The sequence below is a fragment of the Polaribacter filamentus genome, assembly GCF_002943715.1.
GTDB lineage: Bacteria > Bacteroidota > Bacteroidia > Flavobacteriales > Flavobacteriaceae > Polaribacter > Polaribacter filamentus.
This window is the reverse complement of record NZ_MQUA01000001.1, coordinates 1-6,595: the sequence shown is the minus strand read 5'-3', so window position 1 is coordinate 6,595 and position 6,595 is coordinate 1. Positions and strand designations below refer to the sequence as shown.

The 6,595-nt window shown below is 25.5% G+C and carries 12 protein-coding genes and 1 pseudogene; 5 read left to right on the top strand and 8 right to left on the bottom strand.

The window, feature by feature from the left end:
- The 5 genes and pseudogenes from BST83_RS19705 to BST83_RS00040 form a co-directional block, all read left to right on the top strand.
- A pseudogene (locus BST83_RS19705) lies at nt 1–276 on the top strand (hypothetical protein); the annotation flags it as partial.
- Nucleotides 277–281: 5 nt separating this feature from the next.
- Nucleotides 282–470, top strand: coding sequence for a helix-turn-helix domain-containing protein (locus BST83_RS21235; RefSeq protein WP_367889111.1), 189 nt, complete (start codon nt 282–284; stop codon nt 468–470).
- Between the two features lie 383 nt (nt 471–853).
- On the top strand, nt 854–1,006 hold the full coding sequence (locus tag BST83_RS19700; protein ID WP_170062693.1) for a hypothetical protein: 153 nt from the start codon (nt 854–856) through the stop codon (nt 1,004–1,006).
- 199 nt (nt 1,007–1,205) lie between these two features.
- Nucleotides 1,206–1,496 carry a hypothetical protein gene (locus tag BST83_RS00045; protein WP_104808038.1) on the top strand — a complete coding sequence of 97 codons (291 nt, stop codon included), beginning with the start codon at nt 1,206–1,208 and terminating at the stop codon, nt 1,494–1,496.
- Nucleotides 1,497–2,242: 746 nt separating this feature from the next.
- Nucleotides 2,243–2,434, top strand: coding sequence for a prolyl oligopeptidase family serine peptidase (locus BST83_RS00040; protein WP_104808037.1), 192 nt, complete (start codon nt 2,243–2,245; stop codon nt 2,432–2,434).
- Here BST83_RS00040 and BST83_RS21010 read toward each other — a convergent pair.
- The 8 genes from BST83_RS21010 to BST83_RS00005 form a co-directional block, all read right to left on the bottom strand.
- Nucleotides 2,415–2,891 carry a hypothetical protein gene (locus BST83_RS21010; protein ID WP_104808036.1) on the bottom strand — a complete coding sequence of 159 codons (477 nt, stop codon included), beginning with the start codon at nt 2,889–2,891 and terminating at the stop codon, nt 2,415–2,417. The genes BST83_RS00040 and BST83_RS21010 overlap by 20 nt on opposite strands.
- Before the next feature lie 26 nt (nt 2,892–2,917).
- Complete coding sequence (locus tag BST83_RS21005; protein WP_104808035.1) at nt 2,918–3,388, bottom strand: beta-propeller domain-containing protein; 471 nt, start codon at nt 3,386–3,388, stop codon at nt 2,918–2,920.
- Between the two features lie 136 nt (nt 3,389–3,524).
- The gene (locus BST83_RS00025) at nt 3,525–3,791 is read right to left on the bottom strand and encodes a hypothetical protein (RefSeq protein ID WP_104808034.1); all 267 of its coding nucleotides are present in this window, start codon (nt 3,789–3,791) and stop codon (nt 3,525–3,527) included.
- Between the two features lie 132 nt (nt 3,792–3,923).
- Nucleotides 3,924–4,064, bottom strand: coding sequence for a hypothetical protein (locus BST83_RS19695; RefSeq protein ID WP_170062692.1), 141 nt, complete (start codon nt 4,062–4,064; stop codon nt 3,924–3,926).
- A 112-nt stretch (nt 4,065–4,176) separates the two neighbouring features.
- On the bottom strand, nt 4,177–4,623 hold the full coding sequence (locus BST83_RS00020) for a helix-turn-helix domain-containing protein (protein ID WP_104808033.1): 447 nt from the start codon (nt 4,621–4,623) through the stop codon (nt 4,177–4,179).
- Between the two features lie 689 nt (nt 4,624–5,312).
- On the bottom strand, nt 5,313–5,606 hold the full coding sequence (locus BST83_RS00015; protein ID WP_104808032.1) for a hypothetical protein: 294 nt from the start codon (nt 5,604–5,606) through the stop codon (nt 5,313–5,315).
- A gap of 267 nt (nt 5,607–5,873) precedes the next feature.
- Entirely contained in the window at nt 5,874–6,041 is a 168-nt protein-coding gene (locus BST83_RS21230) for a lantibiotic dehydratase C-terminal domain-containing protein (protein ID WP_367889110.1), read from the bottom strand.
- The coding region (locus BST83_RS00005; protein ID WP_205853523.1) for a thiopeptide-type bacteriocin biosynthesis protein at nt 6,038–6,595 on the bottom strand (558 nt) is incomplete at its 5' end. The genes BST83_RS00005 and BST83_RS21230, both read right to left, overlap by 4 nt.

Sequence of the window (6,595 nt, the reverse complement as noted above, 5' to 3'; positions counted from 1 at the left end):
AATAAGAAACGATTCAATGATTTAATGCTTGGGTTTGATAGTAAGAAAAAGCTGTCCAACAATAAAAATACTGATTTAATAGAAATTACTACTACTGAATTATCAGAAGAACTAGTAAAAGATGTTTTAAATAAGCTACTCATTTTTGAAAAATCTAATAAGTTTATAAAAAATGATTATACTTTAAATTCATTAGCAAAAGAGTTAAAAACCAATAGTACTTATTTATCTAAAATAATAAATAGTTCAAAGCAAGTTAATTTTCTAACTATCTAAATAAGATAAGAATTGAATATGCAATAGAAAAATTAACAACTGATAAAACTATTAGAAACTATACAGTTCAAGCGATTGCAGAAGATGTTGGCTTTAATAAAGCCCAATCATTTTCAACAGCATTTCAAAAACAAACGGGTATTTCCATTACATATTTTATAAAGCAAATAAACAACAAACCTACTGAAAACTAGTTGATTAAAACCTTCATTAAGTTATTGAAATTTATAAATTTCAATAACTTAATGAAGAGATTGCAGGATTTCTTAGTTACTTTAGTGGCTCACTTTAAAATTTAAAATTATTATGAAAAACAACAAGAACAAAAAGAGAAATTAAGTTTTAAGAAATTTCAAATCGCAAAAATTAAAAATCTTCAAAAAATAGTAGGGGGTAATGGTCTATGTGATGATGATACTGTAAACACTCAGAAAGGTAAAAGTAATTATTATTTTATTCACCAAATATATTTTAAAATTATATTTGGTGAGTTTATCTCATACCAAAACAAATGAAATTTAACTTTATTATCAGTACATGTTTTCTTCTCTTTATAATTAGTTGTAAAAAAAAAGAAATGTCTAAATCAAATTTAGCCCCAAAAATGGCAATTACTACTGAATATCATAATCAAAAGGTGTATGATTCTTATCGATATATGGAGAACCTTAAAGATTCTATATTTTTAAATTGGGTGAAAGAGCAAGAGCACAAACTAAAGAGCTCTTAATTCAATCTCTAATAGAAAAATATTATTATATAAGATCTCTAGTTTGGACAAAAAAAACACAGCTACTTTTTCTTTATTAAAAATTATGATAATAACACACATTTTTATTTAAAAAAAGAAGTAACCAGTAACACAGCAATACTATATAAAAGGGCAGGTTTTAAAGGAAAGGAAATTGAACTATTTGATCCTAAAGCATATGCTCAAACACAAAAGAAAGTACTCCATAAATTATATTCAACCTAGTTGGGACGGAAAAAAAATTGCAATAAGCATTACTTCTCAAGATAAAGAAATTTCAGAAATCATTATTTTAGATATTCCAAGTAAAACTAGATCTTCTGAAGTTATAAAAAATTGTTGGCCTTCTGGTATTGGAGGTATTCATTGGTTACCAGATAACTCTGGTTTAATTTATACACATATTCCAGAAATAGACAAGAACTCTAAAAATTATATTTTAAACAAGCTAGTGTTATTTATAAATTAGGAGACAGTCCTAAAAATAGTAAAACACTTTTTTCAAAAACGAATAACCCTGAATTAGATTTAAGTTAAGGATTTTTGTATTATTTATTTTGGAATCAAACAGTAAATATTTGATAGCAAAAGTGGGCGGCATAGGCTTTAAGGATTATTATTACGCTCCTGTTAATAGTATTACCAACAAAAAGATACAATGGAACCATTATTTTAAAAAAAACATCAAATAAAACAATTTTCTATTGCTAACGACAGTTTGTTCTATAAAACTGCAAAAAATGCATCAAATTATAAAATATGTAAACTGCATTAGCAAATTTAAATTTTGAAAACCCTGAAATTATAGTTGAGGAAGATAAAAATGCAGTTATCACAGATTTACATTGACAAAAAATGGACTTTTTATGTAAAAACTAAAAATGGTGTTGAAGCAAGCTCTATCATTTTAAAGAAAACAAAGAACAAAACATCTCTATACCAAACCATCTGGATCGATAAATCTTACTTCCAAAAACAGTAAATCAAAGGATTTATGGATAGAAATTGAAGGTTGGACAAATAATGAAGAACGTTATCACTATAACGATAAAACAACGCTATTTACAGAAGAAAATTTAGGAGAAATAGTTGAATTCAATGAATTAAACGATATTACTATAGAAGAAATAGAAGTTACTTCACATGATGGAATTAAAGTCCATTATCTATTATGTATAAAAAAGGCTTAAATTTAATAGCGCAAACAGATTGTTAATGACTGGTTATGGTGCTTATGGGATATCTGATGTTCCTTACTTGGATAAATACATGTTGCATTGGCTAAATGAAGGAGGTATTTATGCATCAGCACATGTTCGTGGTGGCGGTGAGAAAGGAAATAAATGGCATAAGGAGGTTATTAACAATCTGTTTGCGCTATTAAATTTTAAGCCTTTTTTAACATAATAGATAATGGGACTTTAATTCCATCATGTGAAGTAACTTCTATTTCTTCTATAGTAATATCGTTTAATTCATTGAATTCAACTATTTCTCCTAAATTTTCTTCTGTAAATAGCGTTGTTTTATCGTTATAGTGATAACGTTCTTCATTATTTGTCCAACCTTCAATTTCTATCCATAAATCCTTTGATTTACTGTTTTTGGAAGTAAGATTTATCGATCCAGATGGTTTTGGTATAGAGATGTTTTGTTCTTTGTTTTCTTTAAAATGATAGAGCTTTGCTTCAACACCATTTTTAGTTTTTACATAAAAAAGTCCATTTTTTGTCAATGTAAAATCTGTGATAACTGCATTTTTATCTTCCTCAACTATAATTTCAGGGTTTTCAAAATTTAAATTTGCTAATGCAGTTTTACATATTTTATAATTTGATGCATTTTTTGCAGTTTTATAGAACAAACTGTCGTTAGCAATAGAAAATTGTTTTATTTGATGTTTTTTTTAAATAATGGTTTCCATTGTATCTTTTTGTTGGTAATACTATTAACAGGAGCGTAATAATAATCCTTAAAGCCTATGCCGCCCACTTTTGCTATCAAATATTTATCTGTTTGATTCCAAAAATAAATAATACAAAAATCCTTAGACTTTAAATCTAATTCAGGGTTATTCGTTTTTGAAAAAAGTGTTTTACTATTTTTAGGACTGTCTCCTAATTTATAAATAACACTAGCTGTGTTTAAAATATAATTTTTAGAGTTCTTGTCTATTTCTGGAATATGTGTATAAATTAAACCAGAGTTATCTGGTAACCAATGAATACCTCCAATACCAGAAGGCCAACAATTTTTTATAACTTCAGAAGATCTAGTTTTACTTGGAATATCTAAAATAATGATTTCTGAAATTTCTTTATCTTGAGAAGTAATGCTTATTGCAATTTTTTTCCGTCCCAACTAGGTTGAATATAATTTATGGAGTACTTTTCTTTTGTGTTTGGAGCATATGCTTTAGGATCAAATAGTTCAATTTCCTTTCCTTTAAAACCTGCCCTTTTATATAGTATTGCTGTGTTACTGGTTACTTCTTTTTTTAATAAAAATGTGTGTTATTATCAGTAATTTTTAATAAAGAAAAAGTAGCTGTGTTTTTTTTTTCCAAACTAGAGATCTTATATAATAATATTTTTCTATTAGAGATTGAATTAAGAGCTTCTTTAGTTTGTGTCTCTTGCTCTTTCACCCAATTTAAAAATATAGAATCTTTAAGGTTCTCCATATATCGATAAGAATCATACACCTTTTGATTATGATATTCAGTAGTAATTGCCATTTTTGGGGCTAAATTTGATTTAGACATTTCTTTTTTTTTACAACTAATTATAAAGAGAAGAAAACATGTACTGATAATAAAGTTAAATTTCATTTGTTTTGGTATGAGATAAACTCACCAAATATAATTTTAAAATATATTTGGTGAATAAAATAATAATTACTTTTTACCTTTCTGAGTGTTTACAGTATCATCATCACATAGACCATTACCCCCTACTATTTTTTGAAGATTTTTAATTTTTGCGATTTGAAATTTCTTAAAACTTAATTTCTCTTTTTGTTCTTGTTGTTTTTTCATAATAATTTTAAATTTTAAAGTGAGCCACTAAAGTAACTAAGAAATCCTGCAATCTCTTCATTAAGTTATTGAAATTTATAAATTTCAATAACTTAATGAAGGTTTTAATCAACTAGTTTTCAGTAGGTTTGTTGTTTATTTGCTTTATAAAATATGTAATGGAAATACCCGTTTGTTTTTGAAATGCTGTTGAAAATGATTGGGCTTTATTAAAGCCAACATCTTCTGCAATCGCTTGAACTGTATAGTTTCTAATAGTTTTATCAGTTGTTAATTTTTCTATTGCATATTCAATTCTTATCTTATTTAGATAGTTAGAAAAATTAACTTGCTTTGAACTATTTATTATTTTAGATAAATAAGTACTATTGGTTTTTAACTCTTTTGCTAATGAATTTAAAGTATAATCATTTTTTATAAACTTATTAGATTTTTCAAAAATGAGTAGCTTATTTAAAACATCTTTTACTAGTTCTTCTGATAATTCAGTAGTAGTAATTTCTATTAAATCAGTATTTTTATTGTTGGACAGCTTTTTCTTACTATCAAACCCAAGCATTAAATCATTGAATCGTTTCTTATTTTTTTTTTTTCTTAAAAAAATAAAAAGCTATGAATAAAATAAAGAAGTTATAATAACCAAAATAAAAATACTTATTTTCTTAAAAGAGTTGCTTTTATCCAATTCTGATATGAGGCGTTCCTTTTCAGAAAGAAGGAGTGGTATTTCGTATTTATTAACTATTTTTTTTCTTAAATGATTATGCTTCATTCTAATAATATTATCTAGAGTTAATAAGTTCTCTATTACTTTTAGATATTTTTCTTTTTGTTATTTTCTTTATAGTATTTTAAAAGTAATTCATAAGAATCTTTAGCTTGAAAGATGATTTCTGGATGTACTTTAAATAGTGAGTCATTTTTTTTAAATATTCAATTGCCTTAGCTTGTTGCTTCTTTCCAAGAAAGGATTTATATAAATATAAATTGCAAACAGCAATATTTGTTTTATCGTTTTTGAATAATTTAGAACTCTTAAATAAACTATCAATAGCAGAATTGTAGCTTTTTTTTAAATTCTTAGTGATTCCATATGATAATAAAAAATTAGGATATAAATATCTTATATTATTTTTTCTACTTTGTATTAGCCTTTTTTTTTAATAATTTCTGCGGAGTCTAATAATTTGTTTCTATTATATGAGTCCGCTAAGGCAAGCAAAGACTTTAGGTACTGTTTTTGATATTTTATTTGTTTCTCTTTATTATTAAAAACAATAAATTTTCTCTAAATACTTTTAACGACTCCTCATGTTCATTAATACAATTTTTAAGCAATCCTATATAATGGTTGACGCATAGTCGTCCATATTTATTTTTAGAAACTTTATAATATTTATGTGCCCTTAAATAATTTTCAAAAGCTTCTGAATAGTTAGCTAAATAATATAATTGGATACCTTTTTGTAAGTAGCCTTTTGCTGGATAATCACTACCCTTTTTATTTATATTTAAAGCCAATATACTATCAGCATATTTCACTCCTAAAGTATTATGCTTATTTAACTCCGATAAAAAATAATATCCATCAGCTATTTTAATAGATTTTTTTCTCTTTTCGCTTTTAATAAAAAAGCTTGTGCAGACTGTCTTTTTATAGAATCAAATAAAGACTTCACATAATGGTCTTTTAAAACTTCAAAACTTAATTTAGATAGCGAGTCTATTTGGTTATTTTGAGCCTTAATAGCTTGTGTAATTATTAAAAGAAGAAGAAAAAAGAAAGAATATTTTTTTAAAAAATCATTTTCAAGAATTGTTTTTAGTTAATTCAAAATTATAATATCGATATAGGTTGTCATAACATACCAATTCATGTAAACGTTGTTTATCTCTAAATAATCTGTTTACCATCATGTGTATATAACTAGATAATAGATCGTTTAGATTTATGTTCTGTTGTAATTCTTTTTTCAGTATAATTTTTTTACTATTTTTATTTGCTCTTTTTTAGTGTTTAATAAATTGATTAAAGGCTGGTATTCATTATGACTTTGCATTTCCATAAACTCAATAATTTCTTTTTTTAAGCCATTGTATTTTTTATAAAGCTGCTTGCTTAAACTTTTATTTGAATTAAATTCAGCTTTAAAAGCTTCTAAGTTTTCTTTTACAAAAAGAAGTTTATCCTCAATAGTAAAATCAAAAACTTGAAAAATAGTATGTATAGAACGTAATGCAAACATAAAAAGCAGGGTGTCATCTTCAATTAACTCTAATGCTTTAATGCATAGATCACTATCATGAAAAAATAAACTTTCAGCTTCTTCTATCGTATTTTCGCCATATCGTTCTATCTCTCTATTGTAGGTGTCTGTTTGTATTTTCCATATCAGATCATTTTCTACATAATTGGATACTGCTTTTTTAATGTTATCAATAATTATTCCAAGTTTGTCTATATCATTGCAATGAAAACGAATGCGCAAATGAGGATTTGGGTCTGTATATCTAATAAAAAACCATTGATC